Source organism: Cytobacillus spongiae (assembly GCF_021390075.1).
Genome location: NZ_CP089998.1, coordinates 185,887 through 208,875, shown reverse-complemented (window position 1 = coordinate 208,875; position 22,989 = coordinate 185,887). Strand labels below are relative to the sequence as shown.

The 22,989-nt window shown below is 40.7% G+C and carries 19 protein-coding genes; 4 read left to right on the top strand and 15 right to left on the bottom strand.

Annotation, left to right across the window (positions count from 1 at the left end; all coding sequences use genetic code 11):
• The first annotated feature begins 399 nt into the window (after positions 1-399).
• Entirely contained in the window at positions 400-1,671 is a 1,272-nt protein-coding gene (locus tag LS684_RS21510; protein ID WP_169215839.1) for an ATP-binding protein, read from the top strand.
• A 131-nt stretch (positions 1,672-1,802) separates the two neighbouring features.
• Here LS684_RS21510 and LS684_RS21505 read toward each other — a convergent pair whose 3' ends face one another.
• The 6 genes from LS684_RS21505 to LS684_RS21480 form a co-directional block, all read right to left on the bottom strand.
• Positions 1,803-3,656: an LTA synthase family protein gene (locus tag LS684_RS21505; RefSeq protein ID WP_233811852.1), complete on the bottom strand. Its 1,854-nt coding sequence runs from the start codon at positions 3,654-3,656 to the stop codon at positions 1,803-1,805.
• Positions 3,653-5,263, bottom strand: coding sequence for an aminotransferase class V-fold PLP-dependent enzyme (locus tag LS684_RS21500; protein ID WP_233811851.1), 1,611 nt, complete (start codon positions 5,261-5,263; stop codon positions 3,653-3,655). The genes LS684_RS21505 and LS684_RS21500 overlap by 4 nt, the downstream gene beginning before the upstream one ends.
• 11 nt (positions 5,264-5,274) lie before the next feature.
• On the bottom strand, positions 5,275-5,853 hold the full coding sequence (locus tag LS684_RS21495; protein WP_233811850.1) for a glycerol-3-phosphate acyltransferase: 579 nt from the start codon (positions 5,851-5,853) through the stop codon (positions 5,275-5,277).
• Positions 5,854-5,907: 54 nt separating this feature from the next.
• Positions 5,908-6,627: a YwaF family protein gene (locus LS684_RS21490; RefSeq protein WP_233811849.1), complete on the bottom strand. Its 720-nt coding sequence runs from the start codon at positions 6,625-6,627 to the stop codon at positions 5,908-5,910.
• 319 nt (positions 6,628-6,946) lie between these two features.
• Positions 6,947-7,744, bottom strand: a complete 798-nt coding sequence (locus LS684_RS21485) for an alpha/beta fold hydrolase (protein ID WP_233811848.1) — start codon at positions 7,742-7,744, stop codon at positions 6,947-6,949.
• A gap of 262 nt (positions 7,745-8,006) precedes the next feature.
• Positions 8,007-8,867, bottom strand: coding sequence for a hypothetical protein (locus LS684_RS21480; protein ID WP_233811847.1), 861 nt, complete (start codon positions 8,865-8,867; stop codon positions 8,007-8,009).
• A gap of 241 nt (positions 8,868-9,108) precedes the next feature.
• On the opposite strand from LS684_RS21480, the gene LS684_RS21475 reads away from it, so the two are divergent.
• Positions 9,109-9,999 carry a glycerophosphodiester phosphodiesterase gene (locus tag LS684_RS21475; protein ID WP_432418839.1) on the top strand — a complete coding sequence of 297 codons (891 nt, stop codon included), beginning with the start codon at positions 9,109-9,111 and terminating at the stop codon, positions 9,997-9,999.
• Positions 10,000-10,053: 54 nt separating this feature from the next.
• Here LS684_RS21475 and LS684_RS21470 read toward each other — a convergent pair whose 3' ends face one another.
• Positions 10,054-10,347, bottom strand: a complete 294-nt coding sequence (locus LS684_RS21470; protein ID WP_169215847.1) for a TIGR04104 family putative zinc finger protein — start codon at positions 10,345-10,347, stop codon at positions 10,054-10,056.
• A 225-nt stretch (positions 10,348-10,572) separates the two neighbouring features.
• On the bottom strand, positions 10,573-10,749 hold the full coding sequence (locus LS684_RS21465) for a hypothetical protein (protein ID WP_169215848.1): 177 nt from the start codon (positions 10,747-10,749) through the stop codon (positions 10,573-10,575).
• 177 nt (positions 10,750-10,926) lie between these two features.
• On the opposite strand from LS684_RS21465, the gene LS684_RS21460 reads away from it, so the two are divergent.
• On the top strand, positions 10,927-11,703 hold the full coding sequence (locus LS684_RS21460) for an MBL fold metallo-hydrolase (RefSeq protein ID WP_225003097.1): 777 nt from the start codon (positions 10,927-10,929) through the stop codon (positions 11,701-11,703).
• A 44-nt stretch (positions 11,704-11,747) separates the two neighbouring features.
• On the opposite strand, the gene LS684_RS21455 is transcribed toward LS684_RS21460, so the two are convergent.
• Together LS684_RS21455 and LS684_RS21450 are read right to left on the bottom strand one after the other, a co-directional pair.
• The gene (locus LS684_RS21455; protein WP_233811846.1) at positions 11,748-12,353 is read right to left on the bottom strand and encodes a YitT family protein; all 606 of its coding nucleotides are present in this window, start codon (positions 12,351-12,353) and stop codon (positions 11,748-11,750) included.
• A 194-nt stretch (positions 12,354-12,547) separates the two neighbouring features.
• Positions 12,548-12,940, bottom strand: a complete 393-nt coding sequence (locus tag LS684_RS21450; protein WP_233811845.1) for a hypothetical protein — start codon at positions 12,938-12,940, stop codon at positions 12,548-12,550.
• Positions 12,941-13,183: 243 nt separating this feature from the next.
• Between LS684_RS21450 and LS684_RS21445 the strand changes: the two genes are divergently transcribed.
• Positions 13,184-14,101, top strand: coding sequence for a hypothetical protein (locus LS684_RS21445; RefSeq protein ID WP_233811844.1), 918 nt, complete (start codon positions 13,184-13,186; stop codon positions 14,099-14,101).
• 32 nt (positions 14,102-14,133) lie between these two features.
• On the opposite strand, the gene LS684_RS21440 is transcribed toward LS684_RS21445, so the two are convergent.
• From LS684_RS21440 to LS684_RS21420, 5 genes are all read right to left on the bottom strand, one after another.
• Positions 14,134-14,739, bottom strand: a complete 606-nt coding sequence (locus tag LS684_RS21440; RefSeq protein WP_233811843.1) for an alpha/beta hydrolase — start codon at positions 14,737-14,739, stop codon at positions 14,134-14,136.
• Between the two features lie 13 nt (positions 14,740-14,752).
• Entirely contained in the window at positions 14,753-15,733 is a 981-nt protein-coding gene (locus LS684_RS21435) for a ring-cleaving dioxygenase (protein ID WP_169215854.1), read from the bottom strand.
• Positions 15,734-16,093: 360 nt separating this feature from the next.
• The gene (locus tag LS684_RS21430; protein WP_233811842.1) at positions 16,094-16,924 is read right to left on the bottom strand and encodes an aminoglycoside phosphotransferase family protein; all 831 of its coding nucleotides are present in this window, start codon (positions 16,922-16,924) and stop codon (positions 16,094-16,096) included.
• Between the two features lie 785 nt (positions 16,925-17,709).
• Positions 17,710-21,156 carry a methionine synthase gene (gene metH / locus LS684_RS21425; RefSeq protein ID WP_233811841.1) on the bottom strand — a complete coding sequence of 1,149 codons (3,447 nt, stop codon included), beginning with the start codon at positions 21,154-21,156 and terminating at the stop codon, positions 17,710-17,712.
• Positions 21,137-22,987 carry a bifunctional homocysteine S-methyltransferase/methylenetetrahydrofolate reductase gene (locus LS684_RS21420; protein WP_233811840.1) on the bottom strand — a complete coding sequence of 617 codons (1,851 nt, stop codon included), beginning with the start codon at positions 22,985-22,987 and terminating at the stop codon, positions 21,137-21,139. The genes metH and LS684_RS21420 overlap by 20 nt, the downstream gene beginning before the upstream one ends.
• Between the last annotated feature and the right edge of the window lie 2 nt (positions 22,988-22,989).

The following is a 22,989-nucleotide window of genomic DNA, read 5'->3' as shown; positions in this document are numbered from 1 at the left end:
CCTTCAATCATCTCCATTCCTCCTTTTAAGATAAACCCACCTTGACGAAAGCCTTACCCAACTCTTCGGAACAAAATGATCTATGTAATCATCCATCACAAGCGTCTAAAAATAAGCTTGTATAACTTATATATTCTACTCTCAGTATTAAAATACCTGCCATTAGGGAGGGCGGACCTCTATTGGAGTAATACCATCTCAAGCCTGAATACTGCAGTCCGGTTTGATCCTCTTCAACGGGATATTCATAGAGTTTCATCGATTTCTAAGGTCCTTCCCTCTTCAGGTAGAAACATTTGACTAAAAGGGAAAATTGAAGTATTTTTAATACTTGTATGTTCAGGTTTTTTACTGGGACAGTTTGTCTGTTTCAGGTAATTCAGTTATGGAGGCTTTTCTTTGATTACATTAATCAAGACTCTTCTGGTCAATATTACCATTTTGTTTTCATTTACGTATAATGCGAATGTCTTTTTCCCGTTTAAAGAAAAACAAGTCCCTCATCTAAAGCACAAAATCACATATGGATTGATCGGATCATTTGGTGCTTTATTATGTATGCTCTATCCAATGGAAACCCTTGGGGAAACTCATTTTGATTTACGAATGATCGCTATCCTGATTGCAACCATCTATGCAGGATTCCTATCCGGATCCATCGTACTAGGATGCGTGATTTTAACCCGCTATTTGATCGGCGGTCCTTTTGTGATGATTGGAATAATCGTTTCAGCTCTAGCATTTGTGATGGGAGTTCTCTTTCGCAAAATGCTCTTGAAAACGCAATATAAATTTCTTGGAAGTACATTCATCTTCCTCATTCACTCCATTTTATACATCACGATCATCAAGATTACGATCCCATTTCTTGATGTAACCTTTTATTTGATTTATTTTTCGGTGTTTTATTTTACGTTTGTTGCTCTCGTTTTCATCATTGAGCATCTGATCAGGACCAACAAACAAATAGAAGAAATGGTCTACCTAGATAAACTGAATATGGTTGGTCAAATGGCTGCTTCCATTGCCCATGAGATCCGTAACCCTCTTGCAACTGTGCGGGGATTCATTCAACATCTCAGTGAAAACACGGATGATGAAAAGTTTAAAGGATACTCCCCCCTCATCTTGAATGAATTAGATCGTACAAATAAAATCATCACTGACTACCTCAGCGTGGCAAAACCTAGTGAGTTTCACCTTTCTATCCTTCATTTGGAGGAAGTTATCCAGGACTGTGTCGATCTATTAAGGCCTTTTGCCTCATACACCAACACTTCGATACTATTCCAGGATTCGGGTACCCATTACATTAAAGGTGACGAACATCATATGAAGCAAGCGATTATGAATGTCATGAAAAACGGAATTGAATCAATCGAGGAACAGGGTTACATAAAGATATCTGTAAAAGAAGAACCTTCTTCTGAATCCATCCTTTTAAAAATAACGGATACAGGGAAAGGAATGACATCTGATGAATTGAAAAAGATCGGCCTTCCTTTCTATACTACCAAAACAAAAGGAACAGGACTTGGCAGCATGGTGACAAACAAGATTATCAGGGAAATGGATGGAATGATCGAATATGAAAGTCAATTGGATAAAGGTACAACTGTAACGATTCGTCTCCCGATTGTGAATGAAAATGTACAATCCCCAAAGGCTTAGGGTAAGCACCCTAAGCCTTTTCTGTACGATAATTTCTATCCATTCCAGCCTGTCTCACAATTAGTTAACATAATAAAATTATAATAAATTAATCACGATGAAAAATTGAAGAAGTCGGATTTTTTTTAACACTATTCAACGAACCTCAATAAATCTCCATAAATAATATCATCCGACATATCCAGTTCTTTTCTCACCGTTTGTTTATAAGGCTCACACAATGTATCAGAAACGGAAGATTGACTTCTTTTATCATAGCAAACGTTATCTATAAAGACGTATTCCTCCGTCACAAAGTCTCCATCCCGGAAGATGACAGGATGATCTTTCTGTCGAGAGAACAAGTTATGGCCGAAGGAAAGATTGTCTGACGTATGTATTCCCAATAAATGCAGAATTGTCTGTCGAATATCGATTTCCCCCCCGAGGGTTTCAATCAATCGGCCTTCCTCCCCAGGCACGTGGATAATCAGTGGAACTTGTTGGAGATTTACATGATTTAGTGGATGATCCTCTTGACCTAGAAGTTCAAACACTCCCTTTTCATATTTCTCGGAAATTCCATAATGATCCCCATACAAAACAAAAACGGTGTCCTCATACATTCCACTTTCTTTTACCCGATCAAAGAATTTCTTAATTGCTTCATCCTGGTATCGAACCGTCGTCACATAACGATTGACAACATCCTCACTTGTAGATGCCTCAGGGATCAATTGATCCTCTTCTTCTAATAAAAAAGGAAAGTGATTCGTCAGCATAATCAGCCGGGTGTAAAATGGTTGTGGCAATTTCTCGAGATACGAGATGGACTGTTCAAAGAAAGGGATATCCTTTAACCCGTAATTAACCGAATTCTCTTCTGTTACATCAAAGTCTCGTTTGGAGAAGTAGCGATCATACCCTAACGTATCATACATCAATTCACGATTCCAAAACGTGCGATCATTGCCATGAAATACGGCAGCATAATAATCTTCTTTCTTTTTTAAAATATGGGGCATGCTCTTATAGCGATTATCTGTGGTTCGAACAAATGCCGATCCACTTGCCAAAGGATACAATCCCGTATCGATCATGAATTCCGAGTCCGATGTCTTTCCTTGTGCAGTTTGATCATAAATTTGACTGAAATAAAAGCTGTCCTTTATGAACGTATTTAGAAAGGGTGTGATTTCTTCTCCGTTGATTTTTTGGTTGATGACGAAATTCTGAGTAGATTCCATACTGATCAATACCACATTCTTTCCATCTGCAACGCCAAATAGATCTGAGTCCGTACCTTTTCTGGATTGAGTATAGTTAACGGATGCTTCTGTATCCGATTTATTGGCAAGTATCTTTGTGAACGGCACGGTGGCTTCCATAGCGATATCGTATAAATGATAATTAAATGGTCCAATTGATTTGACCAGCTGCTCCCTGTCATAGGATTCTGTAAATAAATAGGGTGATTTCAATAACCCCAGTCCGACTGTTACAAGAAGTAATACGGTACTTAATCCCATATATGAGAATTTCCACCTCTTTGACACCTTAGGGGGATAAATCCACTTCTTCTTTACTAACCATCCGACTAGAAGTAAATCTGCAACCAACAGGAAATCCCAGGCACTCATCAATTCAAATGTACTCGGGCCTATGCCCCCTACGTTATTAAACTGAAATAGAATAGGGACCGTTACGAAGTCAGAATAAAACCTAAAATACAATAAATCCCCGTAAAGTAGACCGGTTGCAAATCCCATGGCGAGCATGACAGCTGAAGGTTTAACTTCTCTAGAGAAGTAAAAACTGAACCCGACAACGATCATTAACGAACCAATGGGATTGAATAAGATAAGCAATAAGTCCAAAAATGATTCCAAATGCAGATTAAATCCAACAATGGAAAGAAATGCAGTCTTCAGCCAAAGTGAAATCAGTGCAAATCCAATGAGATTAAATGGTTTAATGCGAGAAAAGAAATGGGTTATCCCACTCATTCCACAACCCTTGTTTTCCCAGTGGTTTGATATTCTTTGTTGAGTATGTTCATTGCTTTCAAAACCTTTCGTTCATTTTGATTTCCCATCAGAGCTACCTGTACCCAATTTCTTCTTAGTAGATAGTCACTTTCATAGCTTAATAAGATACCTTTTCCTTTACACACATCACCAAACCGTTTACTACACATTTCCCTCTCCAGTGCAATTGTAACCACGCCTGGAGAATAGTTTTCATCTCCCAGTAGGCCAAATCCACCATTTGTTAGTGAGGTCCTTACTACTTTAGCCAATTGTTTATTGTCGTCATATTCAACGTAATGAAGTGCTTCTTTTAGCGCATATACAAGATTAGAAGAGTGCGTATACGGTATGCTTCGATTCCTCTCATACATTCCCACATCAAGATATCTCGGTATCGACCGGTCAGGAATGATCTTATCCCGGTGAAAGACAACAGCCAGGCCTGGATATGAACCTAATCCTTTCCCACTGACCGTTGTGGCAAAATACACTTCTTTAAAATCTACCGGGATTACGCCTACCGAACTACATGCATCAATGCAAAGCTCTACTCCATATCTTCTGCAAAGTGGAAGTAGAGCATCAAGGTCATAGACATATCCTGTCGAGGTTTCACAATGGACCGTCCAGAGCCAGGTAATATCTTGATTTTCCTTTAGGAATCTTTCTACTTCATCTATTGAAATGGCTTCATTCCACTCTTTTTCAATCTTATAAAAATACAAACCAAATCTGTTTGCATGATCTATCAAACGGTAACCAAACTCTCCATTTGCCAAAATAAGACCCTTACCTGCCATACCTTTAAGCTGGGCTGCAACCATATCATTGGATAGGGTGCCTGTTCCTACTGCGATATTTGCGTGGTTTGCGTTTGTTATCTTACATAACGCCTCCCTTAATTCTTCCATATCCTGGAGGAACGAACTGTTTCTATGGGAAAAGGCTTCCCCCTTGAAGGCATCGTCTACCTTTTCATGTATGGGAACCGGTCCAGGGAGGAAACTCATAGGAGTTGAATTTTCTTCTTTCTTCATCATTAAACGCTGAAAGGCTTTTGTAGATTGTTCAAAGTTTTTCCGTGTTAAATACATGGGCTGAAATTCCGCGCCGGCTTCTCCAACCAAATGAGCGAAAGGTTTGAAGCCGATTCGCTTATAAAGTGTAAGCTGACGAACGGTCCCTGAGATTAGAGCCATCGTATATCCTTTCTTAAGACAATAAGACACTAATCGTTCACATAATTGGTAAAAGACCCTTGTGCTTCTATATTCTTCTTTAACAGATAATAAACGTATTTCACAAGGAACAGTATCAGAAGGCAAATAGGCATCAAGATTTTCTAATTTTAGATCCAAGGAAAATGGACGCTTTGCACGGACAGCGATCATCCCCACAACTTCACTCTTATGTTTCGCGATCACATATGTATTTTCATCATGGAATCGATCAACTAGCCTGCGTTTTCGGTTTCCCTTATGCTGAGGGATTTCTTCTACAAATGTTTGGTAATTCAAGGAAGCTATTTGTTGAAATTCATCAAGTTCATTGGCAATTTTATAATGTAGAGAAGGATTTTGCATTCTCTTACCTCCTATGTATCTAGAGCGTGTGGAAACTTTCGGTTATGGGCAAGCACCACCATCACAAATAGGGATGACAACCCAATAGATATTGTAAATGATTCACCCATCAAATATCCTGAGATTGGGATGGACGCCATGGATAGAAATCCTGCAATGGTGTATTTTCTTAAAATCACATATAAGATTCCCATGGTAATGGCGAAAAAACCAATGGAAGGGGCACTGAAAAATAACGCCGTTGCTAAGTAGGTAACGACACCTTTTCCTCCGTGAAACCCAAGTTGGATGGGAAATAGATGTCCGATCATAGTGAATATGGAGGAAAGTACTAAGTAACGATCATCTCCATTAAGCAATGAAGCAATCTGCAAGGCAATCATCACCTTCCCTGCATCTATGAACAGCGTGAGTAGAAATCCTTTTTTACCTAATGCTCTGCCGGCATTGGTGGCACCGACATTTCCGCTTCCAACATTCCTAATATCTTCTCCGGTATAGATCCTGACGATATAATAAGCACCTGTAATACTGCCCAACCCGTAAGAAATCAGAATGATCATGCACATCATCATCATGTCACTCCACATAGCTGCACCCCATTTTTCCTATATGATAATAGACGAGCTGAAGCTGTAAAAGTTTCATATTTTTGCCTCCCCCTCTTTCCTTTTATGAAAAAGGTAGAAAGGAAAGTAAAGGAGGCCGAATATTATCAGGGCTACACCTTCAAGAGACAGGATGTACCATGGATAAGGACCTAAAAAATCTATGGGACTGGCATTATATGGTTTATGTGAAAGAAACATATAATTTGCACCCAGCAGTTCGTTCACCATATACACAATGACTGCCATCACATTTAAAGCTCCGAATGCCCTCAAGAGAGACTTAAATCTTAACGTGAAGCCTTCCATCCATACCATGTACAAACTGGATAATACAATGGCTAGATGTGCCAGAAAGAACTGAAAGTAGCGAAAATGAGGAAATCCAAAAAACAACTCAGGTGTAACAATGGCAATAAGTGCACCTGACATACTCACAAAGAAAGTGATTTCAAAGATCTTATAACTATTCGTCAATAGCATAAATGTGCACAAATATAAGGAGATTGAGCATAATTGAAAAGGTAAATTAATCGCCGGATCCCAAACATCATTGATTAGATACCAAATGTGAAATAGTGCTTCACTTGAAAGGAGCATCATCACGAGCAGCCATTTCAACACATTTCTACCTCTTTCGCTTATGCGATTCCTCATTCCATACAAAACGAAGATACAGCCTAACGACAACGTCATGGCCGCCACATGAGAAACCGAAAACAACTCAAACGGATACTCTTCATACCTGAAATTCAAATCCTCTCCCCCTTCCTTACACCCTTCCATACAATATTCTCCAAATCCATATTCAAACCCTTTAAAGGGACGGACCTCTAAAACTCCCCTAACCCCGATTTCATCATAGTTGAGTGATGGTGAGGGACGGACCTTCCCTTAAGTACCTCCCGCTTCCATTCATTAAACATTCACCACTAAGCGTGTATGTAATCTGTCTATGTCATAGAACAAAAAATCCCCTGACAACTGATTTCCTGTAATCGGCCATTCCAACCATCAACATCCTTACGTGCAAAAAAAGTTCCCATTTCCATAAGGAAATGGGAATCATCTGATTTTATTGAACTTTACGTAACGGTACGTCTTGGTTCTTATATATGAATTCAAGGGCCAAGCGATTAAATTCACGTGGCTTTTCTACATTGCACACATGTCCGCAATCTTTGATAAATATGATTGTAGAGGAAGGATCACCCATTGTATCCTGTTCCAGGGACTTTACAAAGAGATGGTCTTCCTTTCCTGATATATAGAGCTTTGGTATATGGGAAGCCTTTTCCTGTACAGAAGAATAGGTGGATTTAACGTAAGGTGTAAGGCGATACCAGGCAAGAAAATCGTTGCGATTCATTTTCTTTGCTTCACGGATGAATAGCTTTCTCGAAATCCTATGATTGCTTTTAGGCATCATGATATAAGCGAAAATCTTATATAACCACATGAAAGGGATCATTTCTTTTATCGCGTCCCCAATCTTGAGCAATGTATTGGAAAGTATAGTAAACCTTGTAATGCAACCTCCCAAAACTGCACTTTTCACCCGATTTGGATGAGCCTGCAGCAAAGCATGGATAAGCACAGAGCCCAGGGAAATCCCAATAAAATGAGCACGTTCGACTTTAAGATGATCCAAAACCTTGAAAACTTCCTCAACGATCAAATCAATTGTGAAGTTCCCATTATAGCATTCAATACCCGGGGAATTTCCATGGCCAGGTAAATGAATGGTAATCACATTATAATATTTCTTAAATACATCGAGCTGCTTGCAGAAAATACTTGAGTTTCCTCCAATTCCATGAAGAAACACCACATACTCCTTGCCAACCTCTTGATGAACGTTGTATTCCAGCATCAGTTCTCTCCTTAAAACAGCACAACCTACCAAAAGAATAAAATGAATCAGGTCAGTTTTTACGGGACCCTATAAATCTATTATCAATTATAATTGAAAATTGATAGTACATTTTAAGCTCTTGAAGCCTTACCTTAATGTATCTCATTTTATCCTATTCACTAGTGTTTTGTCATTGAAGAACTGAATATTTTCCGAACATTTTGTGATAAATCACAGAGCTCCAGCATTTTTGGAATTCCTTTACATTTCCCTACCAAGCCTACATTTCCATCACCATCATGACATCTTTAGTAAGTTCTCTTAATTTCAGTTTTTTACGAATGTGCTCCTCAGGTATATCTGCACCATGAAATGAGATCATTTCTGCCCCACGTAATTCTGCCTCTTTCATCAAGACACAAAGCATATCTTCCTTATGAACCTCTGAATCATGTAAAATACCGAAAGATACAACTTCACTAAATTTTGTATCTTCTCTTATCGTGACGCCTATAATACCAAAGATTTCCCCTTCCCTCATGAAAGTGACGGTAAAGTCGAAATTCACCGAAGTGTAGTATTCCTCCATCATCTTAAGCTGAACTTCATTCACTTCCCCGTTTGCCATTACAATCGATGCCCACTCTTCAAAAGCAAAACCACTGGAAACCTTCCATGTAAATTCAGCCTCGTGGGAAACGGTTGTATCGGAGAGTGAAACACCGATCAATTCCGATTCATTAGTGATCTCAAATCCTTTCGTTTCAAAATATAGGATTTGATCTTCCCACTGGTGGCGAAAACGCTGAGCGAATATCTTTCCCCCATACTCATCGCTGACAGCAAAGCCATAAACTCGCTGGAATAATTCATCCTGAATGGCCTCATACCCTGGTAAAACCCATGGGTACCCAAGTGAAACAAAATCACCTTTTCCGCTAAAACTCATATACCCTACAATTTCATCTCCATCATAGGCGAAACAGCGGGCCTTTGGATGGAATTCCTTTTGCCCCTGAAAAAACTTAGGTGCCAAAGTAGGTTTCCATGCATAAGGAAGATCTGACGTTATTCTCTTCCAAAAATCATATTGAAGTGCCAAATCATTTTCATCTCGATAATATCTGTATGTAATCCCCATATAAAAGGCCTCCTTTGTTTATTGCTGAATTTTCAGCCTTGTGAATAGTGTACCTTATGTAAGATTCCAGGCTCAAGGTATTACTGGCCATCCCTATTCATTTCATTTGACACACTTCTATAGAATTATCTGATACATTCCTTTCATCCATTGTTTACATGATCTTTTCAAACTGAAGGATTCCCCTTCATATTCATTGTATACTCTTAATCTGAATTTCTATCAGAAGGGAGAATGCATCATGAAAATATTAGTTAATTCTGTCATCTTATCTTCAGCAATCATTGGTATGGCGGCAGTTTCCTTTCATCCCTCTTTTGCCAGTCATCCAGAAATGAATGGCCGTGAGTTTTTAACTATTGCACACAGAGGTGCTTCAGCATATGCACCTGAGCATACCTTATCATCTTATGATCGGGGAAATGATATGGGAGGGGATTATTTAGAGATTGATCTGCAAATGACCAAAGATGGTGAATTAATTGCCATGCACGATAAAACACTCGACCGGACGACTGATGGCAGTGGTCTTGTAAAAAATTATACATTGAAAGAATTGAAAGAGTTAGATGCGGGATCATGGTTTAATAAGATGTACCCTGAAATGGCCAGTTCGGAATTTACCGGACTGAAAGTTCAAACACTTGGAGAAATCCTTCATCATTTTGGTCAGGACAAGCGTTTCTACATTGAAACCAAATCACCTGAAGTATATCCGGGCATGGAAGAAAAATTACTGAAAATACTAAAAGATCATAACCTTCTGGGTCAGAATGTGTCTTCCAGTAAAGTGATCATTCAGTCATTCAGTGACGAAAGCCTTAAAAAAATTCACGGCCTGAATGATGATATTCCTCTTGTCCAACTGATCGACTATCAGAATGAGGCTACGATTACTGATAAAGAACTTGAGGACTATGAGGAATATGCAGTGGGACTTGGAATGGATAATAAAAAGATCGATGAGGAGTATGTAGACAAGGTACGTGATCATGGTCTGTTCATTCACCCTTATACCGTTTTGGAAAAAAAAGATATGAAGAGATTGATTGAATGGGGTGTGACGGGAATGTTTACGAATTATCCTGACCGCTTAGAAGAAGTGGTGAAAGAAATGAAATCGTCAAATTAGTCCATCATTCAAAAGAGAGAGCTGCTCCTAACGGGCGCTCTCTCTTTTGAATGATCAGTTCTTATACTCATATTTCACAAAAAATGGTAGAATCAAAGAAATCACGAAAGCCATGACGATGATTAAACTGAATGTAAGCGGCTTTGATAAACCGAGTTCAGGTGCAAATAATAATCCGAAAACGACAGCAGGAATGATGATAAGGAAAGAAACAAAGAATTTCGATGCAAAGTTGATGGTATGTTTCTTGCCACATTGACTGCATTCGATCGGTTTATAAGACCTCCAGATGGAGAATAATAGCTCTTTCCATTGAAATTGATTTTTGCATACATTACACTTTTGCAAAGTACTTCCTCCTAGATTTATCTTCTACTCTATTATCCAGTTTACCATCAACGGCTTTTAAAGAGGAGAAAATAGTAAGGAGATTCACACTTTTATCATTGAATAGGATACTCAGGTTAACATCATGATCCCAACAGTCTATAGAATAGAACATTCGGAAGAATTCGTGACTGATGGGCTGCTTGACAAGAAAAGGAACATCCAGGAAAGCTCATACACGATCTGTTACTTTTCATGGCAAGACACATTCCAAGAAAGAAATCCTATTTCCACCTCTGCTGATCTTTCATGGTGTTCGCATGCTTCAATCGCTTGTTGCAATCCCATTTTATCCAGCAGTATCAAGGCGACTGTCATGATAAACGCAACGATAAAAAGTAAGAACTTCTGATTCGCCTTCATTCATTGAAAACCCCTTTGAAAGAATCTATCACCCTTTATTGAAAATTATACCTTATTTAAGACCGCCTAATGTGAGCCGTGAGAAAATTCTGCTATTAATCTTACAGATAAGCAGGAATTTATCATTTTCCATTCGAATTATGTACTATAACCATTTATGAAAAGGGAGTATTTGACTTGATTCAATCATTTAAGTTAAACGTTCAGAGATTAGGACAAAAAATGCCCGTCTATATTTTTAAAGTCGATGATGTTCTGATTGATACAGGGCCGTATAGCATGAAAAATGAAGTCCGGACTATTTTTAAGGAGCTGGGGGTAAATGAAGTCATACACACTCACCACCATGAGGATCATACCGGGAATAGCTCCTGGATCGATAGATTTTATTCCATTCCTCAATGGATTCACCCTTTAGGTGTGATTCCGTGCACTGAAAGCACCAAATTACCTTTATACAGAGCAGTGTTTTGGCATAACCGGCCTGCATTCAGCCCCTTGCCACTTGAGAAAAGAGTATTTAACACGCCTGAACACTCCTTTGAAATTGTTCACACTCCTGGTCACGCGGAGGATCATATTGTGCTCATTGATGAAGAAAGAGGGATTTGTTTTTCAGGCGATTTATACTTATTCCATTCACCTACATCAAATTTTTCATTTGAATCTGTTCCGGAGCTCATCCGGTCAATTGACAAAACTCTGCAGTATTCCTTTCAGGATATGTATTGCTCACATCAGGGTTATTTAAAGAACGGCAGAAGGCTCCTCGAAAGAAAACGGGACTATCTGGTCGACCTACAAGACGCTGTCACCAAAGCCCATCTTGAGGGGCAAACCCCTAAAGAAATCAGGAGACACCTCCTTCCAAAAAACAAACTTTTCCAATACATCTCACTATTTGAAAACTCACCTGCACACACAGTCAACTCAATAATCAAAGAAATATCCTGAAAAAAAGGTCCGTCCCACTTTTGTAAGAGGGACGAACCTTCCTTTTACTGATGTTCGATACTGATAAAATTTCTTTTTATATGGATTTGGAACATGATATCGACTATTCTTGTAGAGATGAATTGACAGATCAAGGCAAACAGGATAATCTTCAAATCTACTATCATTCCAGTCAGTATTAATAGGCTTCCATTAATGAAAAACAATGTTTTACCTGGGCTGTATCCTTTTAGCTTCGAAACAATCAGGGCTAATATATCCATCCCACCTGAGGATGCCCCCATGCGAAAAAGGATGCCGACCCCTGTTCCAAAAAGAATGCTGCCTATCAGCAAATCAACGATCACAAATGAAATCGTACCCGAAACCAATGGAGACATGAGATTGACCACATATGATGTGACAGATACACAATACAGTGTCCAGATGGCATTTTCTTTCCCCAGCCATTTAATGGCTGCGAGTAATAAGCAGGCATTTAACATCCAAAGAGAAACGGCAAATGGCACATTCAACAGATGATGAAGAAGTACGCTTACACTCGCTGCCCCTCCTGAGGGAATGAAATGTGGAAACAGAAAGACCGCCATGGCCAATCCTTGAACAGTAGCGGCTACACCCAATATGATACCTTTTCTAGCAACGTTCATATGTACATTACTCCCCATCTGTAAAAAGCTCTATCTCATAGTTTAGTTGCTCTTAAAGGCTTATGCAAGCAATGAAAAGCCATCCATGTCTGAGTACCTACCCTTTCTTTGTTCACTGGATCTTACATCCTCACTCAACAAAAAAGGCGCCTTTGCACTATGGCACCATTTTCCTGATTTAAAAAAGGAACCCATTATTTTTTTACTTCCAACACGCTCTCTCCAATTACCTCATCGTCATTTTCAACAATTATCTTCCATAAACCTGACTCTTCGAAATAAAAGGTAACCGGAACAGAATAGGCTTCTTCATTGTATCGTGAACACTCACTGTCCGATGCTTCTATCCTCACTGCTTGTTCTTCACCTTTTTTCTTAAGGCTTAGCTCGAGATTGGCATATTTATCCCATACTAGTAAAGAAGTCTTGTATTCCTCCTTCTCTTTAGGAGGATTATCATATGCAATGGCCGCCTTCTGTTCTTCTCCCTGGAAAATCCCGATCGTCCCATTACGATCTTCTACTTGAATCAGTGCATGTTCACGCCATTCTTCATTCTTGACAACTACTCCATTTCCAATGAACATCACCCTGCGGCGATAAGGGAAATTCCTGCAATTACCATAAATATCCATCCTAACACATAAAACAATTCGACCCCTCCTCTTCTCCAGTACTCCTATATACGACTATCACCCTGGAAAGTTCCACTTCTTGAGGGACGGACCTTTCTTTTCCATCAATTTGGTCATACAGGCAGGAATTCACTGGCTGTATGGACAATATTACAAGGTAGGCCTAGCATAAATCTAACGAAAGGAGCTACTTTTATGAAATTAACCATTCAACAATTTAACACATCAGCAAATTATATCAAAACCCATGCAAGACCCTTGGAACAAAAACTGCTCAGCTTTCATTTTGAAGGGGGCAGTAAAGAAGACGCAGCAGATGAATTAGCAAAATTCCAAAATGATGACGGGGGATTCGGCCGGTCTATAGAGCCCGACTTTCGACTGGACAGTTCTTCTCCAATGGCAACGACCGTTGGTTTACAGCATGCCAAAGAATTAAACCTTTCTCGGAACCATCCTGTCGTTCAAGGAGCGATGAGCTACTTACTTGATACATACGATGAAAAGGCTGGAGGATGGCATGCAGTATCAGAAGCCGTAAATGCAGTTCCCCACGCACCATGGTGGCATTTCGACTCGGAAAGGGGATTTTCCGGAGTTCAAACAACCTGGGCGAATCCCAATGCTGAAATAATAGGGTATTTTCATCTTTTCCAACCGGAACAGCCCCTACTGCAAGAATGGACAGAAAGATCTGTCACAGAGTTAAAGGAACTGAAACATCCGATTGAAATGCATGATTTTCTCTGCTATCAAAGGCTCGTTCAAGGAGTAAAAGGACACGCTTACTCTGATCTTATTAAGATCTTGACTTCTTCCGTAAGAGAGACGGTTTGTACAGACCCATCCAGGTGGAATGAATATGTGGCAAAACCTTTGCAGGTAGCCAGTCATCCATCTTCACCCTTTTATGACATTTTAAAAGATGAGATTCGTGTTCAATTGGAAGCGGAAGTATCAGATCAACACCCAGAAGGTTATTGGCAGCCCAATTGGTCCTGGTTCGGTCACTTCGAGGAAACATGGCCAGTAGCTGAAAGGGAATGGAGAGGAATATTGACTCTTGGGATGCTCAGGGTGCTCTCCAACTATAATAGAATAGAAACTGAATAAAAAAATCCGGAAGAAATATTCTTCCGGATGCGTCATTTAAAATGATTCTCAAACCAACCCTTTGCTTCCACTACTTCATCTCTTCTCAGCTCATGTCCACCCTCAGTCCAAAACTCCGTTACCGATGCTTGAGCATCTTTTAGATTTTTCACAAGCTCTTTTGTCTCAGGCATGGGGATGAGTGGGTCGCGTTTACCGGCACCGATAAATACTTGTACGCCACTTAATTCCGGAAGGTCCAGTCCCCGAATTGGCACCATGGCATGAAACAGGATGCCGCCTTTTAAAGCATCATTATAATGATACATTAAACTGGCTACGATATTGGCACCATTTGAGTATCCTACAGCAACAAGATTATTGGGATCGAATTCGTACTTAACGGCACTCTCCCTTACAAAATCCAATAATTCCTTCGTACGGAATACTAAATCTTCTTCATCGAAGACTCCTTCCTTTAGGCGCGCGAAAAACCGTGCCATCCCATTTTCATCAACATTTCCTTTTACACTTAGAACAGAAGCTTCCGGCTCTATCATATCCGCCAACGGCAGCAGATCACGTTCGTCACCGCCTGTTCCATGAAGGAGTAACAATGTAGGCAGGTTTTTATTCCCTTGTTTAAAAAGATGTTTCAAGCTGACTTCCTCCTTATTTTTTCGTATCTAATGGTTTTAATCGTGATTCAATGGACTCCCTCTGGGCTTCAAAATATGGTGGGAGGGATAAATTCTCTCCTAATGAGTCAAAGTCTTCATCCGTTTCAAAGCCCGGCCCATCTGTAGCCAGTTCGAATAGAATACCATTTGGCTCACGGAAGTAGAGGGAACGGAAATAATATCTTTCTACGAAACCTGAATTTGGCAGTCGGTTTTGTGTAATCCACTCTACCCATTTTCGTAATTCTCCTTCATCTTCTACCCTGAAGGCAACGTGGTGCACACTTCCTCTACCAGGTCTTTCTCGAGGGATATCGCTTCTCTCTTCTAAATATACTTCTCCACCGGTTCCCCCCTCGCCTGTTTCAAACACACGGATATCAGGTTGACCTTCAAGATGGGACGGGAAAGTCCGCGTTTCTTTGAATCCTAAAACCTCTTTCAATACGATCGCCGTGTTGTCACCTTGGGCAACAGTAAGCGTTATAGGACCCAGACCTACAATCCCATGCTCAACAGGAACAGGGCTTTTATCCCAAGGTTTTCCTCCCGGGACACCTTCATTCTTTTCATCGGATACCAGCATGAGCCGCTGTCCTTCAAAATCTCTGAAGCTTAGAGTTGATCGGCCGGTGTGATGGGAGATTTCGTCATGCTCCACTCCCATTTCTTCAAAACGGTTCTTCCAATAAGTCAATGAATCATCTGCAGGAACCCGTAATGAAGTGAGGGAAATACTATTTGTTCCTTTATACGTTTGACCTGCATGGGGAATTTCAAAGAACGTAAGGTCCGTCCCTGGATTTCCCCTTTCATCGGCGTAGAAAAGATGATAGACAGATGTATCATCTTGATTGATTGATTTCTTCACTAGTCTAAGACCTAACGTCTTAGTATAAAATTCATAATTCTTCTTCGCATTTGCTGTAATGGCAGATACGTGATGCTGCCCTTTAAGTGGTTTTAAATTCATAGTGTATTCACTCCTTAGTGTTAGTGTCCCTTACTTTCTACTTACATCATACATGAAAAATACCTTTAATTCAAGATACTTTGTTTCAAAGTTTTATTTGTCTTTCACCTTCTCTCAATTTAAAGAACAAAAAACACCCGTACAAATGTACGGATGCCTTAATCCTTTGGGATTAAACCTACTCATCATGATAAATTGACAGAGCATGAGTCATATACAAGTAATCGAAACGATTTCGAGATTCACAAGAGACAGATGCTTGCGCCAACTTGTGCGTATCCCGGAAAGAATCGCATGAATCCCATTGAACCGGAATGCATCCATAATTGAAAAGGAGATCCAATCATCGGAAACCTGACACTAGAAGCCAATTTCAGCGCTCCGTATCATCATGGTCCTGTTACGCACCCAGTCATCTATCTCCCTTTTCCCCTTTTCATCCAACTGACTTCCCATATCAAATTTCATACGTTCACCTGCCCATGCTACATAAGGTGAAAGATCGCCTACATCTTCCCTTTTGGATCGATATCCTTTGTACCACCCTTTGATAAATGTGGAAATGGTTGTGTCAGAAAAAAATTGACTGCCCTGAATTTCTAGGATAGATAACGTCCTTGCAAGGTCTAAGTGATAATCACCGTATGAGCAGTTTGCCCAATCGATCACTCCATCCACATTAATCAACACGTTTAATGGATGGTAGTCCAGATGAAGCAATGAATGTTTTTCGTTATGACATTTGGAAAGTAATTCTTCCTCAATATCTGATTTCGGCTTCAGCCAGTTCTCAGATATATGATATGGAAAATCATGCACCGGAAGATTATGAAGCATCGCCTGCATAACCCCAAACTTTACTCCGAAACCAAACGATTCCTGTGGCCTTTCAAGAAGATGATGAAAGACTGTCTTGCCTTCCACCCACTCCATTAACATAATGGAGTGTTGAGCCACGTTTTCCACTCTATACACTAGCGGACATGGAATACCCATTTTCCGGACATACTTCATGATGGCTTCTTCACGTTTAAACCGATTCAGGTTCTCCTTTTCGGATATGCGAACAGCTAGGACAGATCCTTCCTTCAAGACCACTTTCCAAACAGAGCTGTCTTTGCTTTCAGCAACTGAAGAAATGATATCCACTTCATTCACTTTCAACTTTTCCAGCAACCCGTTTATTTCCATCTTCTGATCTCCTTTCTGTATGACTCACATACTGACTTACAGTTCTCACACCATTAAGAAGCAGGATGATTTATCGAATTCTTTTACTCACCTGCATATTTTCCAATATAAACCAAAAATAATTTCTCCTATTGATTATATAATAAAAGCTTACACTTTTTTGTATTTTCTAAAAAATATACGATATTTTGTAATCATTTCTCTACAATTCAAAATATAAAGTGTATAATGAAGGTAATAACCGAGAATCTGACTGAAAAGGTATGTCTCCATATATGATTTCGATGAAATGAACTTCCTCTTCTAGATCAACTGCAACCCATAATACGTTATCGTATCTGACTGCTTAGTCATTTCGTCAAAATAGTTGGGAGCTGATGAGAGAATGAAAGACAAGCTGACAAGAAAGCACACCGAAACGCTGGCAATCAAAAGTGCCTATCAATTCTGTGTGGCTATAGGAATTAAGCCCAGCTTAGTAAACCTATCCATGGTCACCGGATTCTCTGAAGAAAGTATACTGGAAATACTAGAAATATCGTTTAGTCAAAATAATGTTCATATGAAAGATCGCTCTACCTGATTTTTTGATTTCCCCATTTATCTATACAGCGGAGTAACATTTACCTCTTTTCCAACATTCCTTTCATTTAGAGAATCGTTTGTCTTTCAATATTCCCGCCACTGACCTTGACATAAAATTACCCATTGAGCTATTGAGCGCTTGATCACATGTAAAAAGCAACTTCGCTCTGCGAAGTTGCTTTTTTTTACATTTATACCTTTTATAATACATTAAAATATCTGGCTTCCGGATGAGCGAAAACCATCGCCGTGACGGACGCTTCGGGCTCCATCATGCAGCCATCGGTTAAATGGATTCCAATGGTTTCCGGTTGAATAAGCTTGAACAACTTCTTTTGATCTTCAAGCTCCGGGCAGGCTGGATAACCAAATGAAAATCTCTGCCCTTGATAATGAGTCCTGAACCGGTCCTGCATGGTAAAATCAACGGGATCAGGAAACCCCCACCTGCTCCTCATCATTTCATGCACCCTCTCAGCCAGACCTTCTGCTGTTTCTAATGCTAGTGCTTGCAAAGCATGGCTTTCAAGGAATCGCCCCGCTTCTTTCAATTCTTTCGCCCACTGTCTGATCTTCACACCAGCCGTTACGGCAAAGAAGCCGACATAATCCAATTCACCACTCTCTACAGATCTTAAGTAATCTGCCAGACATAAACATTGATTACCTCCCTGCCTAGGAAAGTGAAACCGTTCCATTTCCACGGATGGATCATCAGGATGATAGATGATAACATCGTCCCCATCAGATTGGGCAGGAAAAAATTGATACCTCGCTGAACCTTGAATCATCCCTTTTTGTTTAGCTTTCTGAAAGAGCTCATCCGTCACAGCTTTCAGTCCCACCGTTCGCTCGTCTCCTTCTTCTAATAGTCTTGAAATTTTCCCTTTGATCCCAAGATGATGACCAAGCAGCATTTGCTGATTAATATAGGGTTGAATCTGATCCAGTGAGAATTCTTTTATCGTATGTGGGAACAAGTCGGCCGGGATATGAACTTTTACATCTTTTGCAACTGAAGATCTTGATATCACTGCCGTTGCAGATTGTTTTCGAGCCGGTGATTCTCTAACCGAAACAAACTTGCTTCGCTTTTCAATGCTTTCTTCTTCCATTCGTTTCCTTGTTTCTGCATGCTGAATTCCATTCATAATACTAAGGCCATCCATGGCATCCTTTGCATAAAGCACCAGACCATCATATTCCATCCCGATCTTATTCGTTGTAAATTTCCTGGTGAGGGCAGCACCTCCCACTACAAGGGGGACGGAAATATCAGATTGTTTTAAATCATTCGCCGTGATGACCATTTGCTGGGCCGATTTCACAAGGAGGCCGGATAATCCAACAATATCTGGCTTTTCTTCCTTGATGACATCGATCAGTTGTTGTGGTGACACTTTTATTCCTAAATCAATCACCTCATAACCATTATTACTGAGGATTATATCAACGAGATTCTTTCCAATATCATGAACATCCCCTTTGACAGTGGCTAAAATGACCTTTCCCTTCGTAGATGAACTTGCCGTTTGTTTCATATGTGGTTCCAGATGGGCAACAGATGCTTTCATGACCTCCGCACTCTGCAACACTTCTGCTACAATCAGCTGGTTATCATTAAATAGTCTCCCTACTTCACTCATCCCTTCCATCAGTGGGCCGTTAATGATATCAAGTGGGGATTCATACTTCTGAAGAGCAATCTCAAGGTCGTCGACAAGCCCTTGCTTCGTCCCTTCAACTACATAATGGGACAGTCTTTCTTCCAGGGTCATCGTGTTTACGGGAACCTTTACTTCCTTCTTTTTCCCCCTATAATAGGCAGTGAATTCAGCAAGGCTTGAATCAGAAGTTTTAAATAATAATTTTTCTGCCATCTTCACTTCTTCATCCGGTATCGAGGCGAATCGTTCTAGTTTTTCTGTATTGACAATCGCATAATCCAATCCCGCTTTTGTACAATGATAAAGATAGACAGCGTTCAGCACCTCTCTGCCAACAGGAGGCAGGCCAAACGAAACGTTACTGATCCCTAAGATGTGCGGGCATTTCGGTAAGACTTCCTTTATTTTCTTTATCCCTTCCACCGTGGCTTCAGCAGATCCGATATACTGATCATCTCCAGTGCCAACCGGAAAGACGAGGGGATCAAAGATAATGTCTTCTGATGAGATCCCATATTTCTCAGTTAATAATTTGTGGGAACGGTGAGCAATTTCTACCTTCCTTTCAACAGAAACCCCCATCCCTTTTTCATCGATTGTCCCAACTACCACTGCCGCTCCGTATTCTTTCATCAGTTTTGTCACCTTTTCAAACCGCTCTTCTCCATCCTCAAGGTTTATGGAATTGATGATGGCTTTTCCCTGAATGTGTTTCAAGGCGGTCTCCATCACATTCTCATCAGTAGAATCAATGATAAGGGGGACTTTAACTTTCTTGACCACCTCCTGTATAAATACATTCATATCCGCATCTTCTTCACGGTCTGGGTCTGCAAGGCAAATATCGATGATCTGGGCACCATTCTTCACTTGTGCCCTTGCAATCTCTGAAGCTTCTTCCATTTTACCTTCAGCTATCAATCTCTTGAATTTCCTGGAGCCGATGACATTTGTCCTTTCTCCGACCAGGATTGGTCTTAGACCCTCATCTTCATATAGAAAAGGGTCAATACCTGAAACCGCATGAGGATGTGAATCGTTAGGCTTCCGGGGCGGCAGCCCACTCACGGATTCTGAAAGGGCACGGATATGGTCAGGGGTGGTTCCACAGCAGCCTCCTACGAGATTAAGCCAGCCCTTCTCAGCGAAGCCTTTCATCTTCACACTTAGTGAGTCAGGGGTCTCGTTGTAATTCCCCTCCTCATCCGGTAAACCGGCATTGGGGTAACAACTGACATACGTAGTTGCGAGACTTGATAAGGAACGGATATGGTCTCTCATAAATTCAGGACCAGTCGCACAGTTCAATCCTACGACTATTGGATTCAAATGTTCCAATGATAAATAAAATGCTTCGATATTCTGACCTGCCAGTGTGGTTCCCATGGGCTCGATCGTCCCGGATAAAAGAATAGGTACTTCTTTCCCTATGGTATCAAATGCTGTCCGTATCCCAAGATTTGCCGCTTTAACATTCAATGCATCCTGACTCGTTTCAAGCAGGAGCACATCCACTCCTCCATCAAGAAGGCCTTCAGCTTGAACACGGTAGTTATCTACTAACTCACCGAAGCTTATTCCCCCTGTGACAGATAGGGTTTTAGTAGTTGGCCCGAGAGAACCCGCAACAAATCTCGGCCAATCTGGAGTCGATCTTTCACGGGCCACTTTTTTGGCGATTTCTGCGGCCACTTTGTTTATTTCATAAGCTTTGTAGCCCAGATCATATTCATCCAGTACCACGGGAGTTGCTCCAAATGTGTTCGTTTCAATCACATCTGCTCCTGCATCCAGGTATTCAAGATGAATCCTATAAATGACTTCAGGGGCTGTCAAAACAAGATTTTCATTACAACCGTCAAGCTTTTCCCCTCCAAAGTCTTCAGGAGATAATTCCGCTTGTTGAAGCATCGTTCCCATTGCTCCATCGAGTACAAGTATTTTTTTTCTGAGTTGTTGTTCAAACAATGTGATGGCCATAGGGAACCTCTCTTTCTGAATTGACTTTAGCATGAACATAGTGAATTAATTCGATGCTCATATCGTAACGGACAAAAGGAGTGATGAGATAAATGCCATTGAACAACTCGATTGCCGTATCCAATAACTCCTTCGCTATTTCCATTCCCTTTGCTCGCGCAATAACCGGGTCACTTCCAGCCTCATTCATCCTCTTCCTTGTTTCTTCCGGAACATTTATACCAGGAACTTCGTGGTGCAAGAATTCTGCATTTCTTGAGCTGATCAGTGGCATGATTCCAATAAAGATCGGAACATCTAAATGTTTTGTGGCTTCATGCACTTGAAACAGCTGCTCTTTCCCGAATATGGGTTGGGAAATGAAATAATCGGCTCCCGCTTTCTTTTTCTTTTCGAGCCTTTTCACTGAAGCGTTCAAATGCCTGAAATTTGGGTTAAATGCTGCTCCAACTGAAAACTGAGTACGCTCACGGAGTGATTTACCTGAAAACGATATGCCTTCATTGTTCTGCTTGATTAATTCGATAAGTTCAAGGGACGACAGGTCATATACTGATGCAGCCCCTGGAAAATCACCAATCTTGGCGGGATCACCCGTTATCGCTAATATATTGTGAATCCCTAACGTGTGTAAACCCATTAGGTGAGACTGAAGTCCAATCAGGTTCCGATCCCGGCAAGTAATGTGGACTAATGGGGTGAGGTCAAATCTTGATTGGACAAGGCTGCCGATCGCGTCATTTCCTATACGTGGTGATGCCAAGGGGTTATCAGCAAGGGTGATTGCATCGATTCCAGCTCCCTTAAGGGCCTCAGCGCCTTGAAAAAACAGCTTGGTATCCAAATGTTTAGGAGGATCGAGTTCAACGATGATGGTTTTCTTTTCTTTTACCTTCGTATGCAACAGGCTCCCTTTGATAGTCGGAGATGATAACTGAACGATTTCTTTCTTTTTCACCTCTTTTTGTTTCACAGGTTCCCTGCTTTTCAGCCGGGCAGCAACTGATCGGATGTGATCGGGAGTCGTTCCACAGCACCCCCCGATAAGCCTTGCACCCTGCATTCTCAATTCATTGCTTATATCCCCGAAGTAATCCGGTTCAGCAGAGTAATAGAACCGTCCTTCTTCATAATTTGGGAGACTGGCGTTGGGATAGACGGAGATAAATGCTCTTTTAGGAAGGGGGACTGATTCTAAGGAGTTTACCATATGAAATGGACCCATACGGCAATTGATCCCTACAAGATCCGCTCCCAATAATTCCAGTTGTTGAAGGGCATCTTTTACCTCCAGACCATTTTGAAGCACTCCTGTTTCATGGAGGGAGACCTGTGCAATGACAGGAACATCGGTTTCCCGCTTTGCGATATTCAGGACCGTCGTTAATTCCTCGAAATCATAATACGTTTCAAGAAGGATGCCATCCACTCCCTCTAACAATAAACAATATAGCTGTTCACGAAAGCTCCTTTTGATTTCTTCTAACGTCACATTTTGTTTGATTGCCCTGATCCCCCCGATGGTACCGAGAACATAGGTATCAATACCCGCAGCTTTTCGCGCCAGTCGCACTGCAGCAGTGTTGATTTCCTTCACTGAATCTTCCAAACCGTATCTGGAAAGTTTCTGATAATTGGCTCCGTACGTATTGGTCTGAATGATATCCGCTCCAGCATCAGTATATTCTTTATGGACCTTTAACACTTCATTAGGATGGGATAGATTCAATTCTTCAAAGCATCTGTCCACTCCATATGAATACAGCAATGTTCCGATTGCCCCATCTGCAATTAAGATTCTTTCTTTCAATTCTTCCAGTAACGGCTTCATGG